The organism is Christensenella hongkongensis, assembly GCF_000981035.1.
Taxonomy (GTDB): Bacteria; Bacillota; Clostridia; order Christensenellales; family Christensenellaceae; genus Christensenella; species Christensenella hongkongensis.
Genome location: NZ_LAYJ01000048.1, coordinates 1 through 242 on the forward strand (window position 1 = coordinate 1; position 242 = coordinate 242).

Consider the following 242-nt stretch of genomic DNA (forward strand, 5'->3'; position numbering starts at 1 on the left):
GTCTTCTCTATGCCGCTTTCTTCGTACGTCACGGTCACTGTCTTTGTTCCCGCCGTGCTCATATCGGGTGTAGAAAGCGTGTATTCACCACTCGTCAGCACCTTGTCTGCGCCGCCGTTCGTATAGTGTGCCGTTATTTCCAGTCCCGCAGCATCAAACGTATCGCCTACCGTGTACGTTGTTTTCGTCGGGTTCTCCGTCACCTCGATGCTGTCCAGAACAGGTACGAGCGCATTCACTGT

1 protein-coding gene is annotated in these 242 nt (G+C 53.7%); it reads right to left on the reverse strand.

The genetic code is table 11. The annotated features are described in order from the left end of the window. Positions 1-242: bacterial Ig-like domain-containing protein (locus CHK_RS02560; RefSeq protein ID WP_046442480.1), on the reverse strand; the 242-nt coding region annotated here is incomplete at both ends.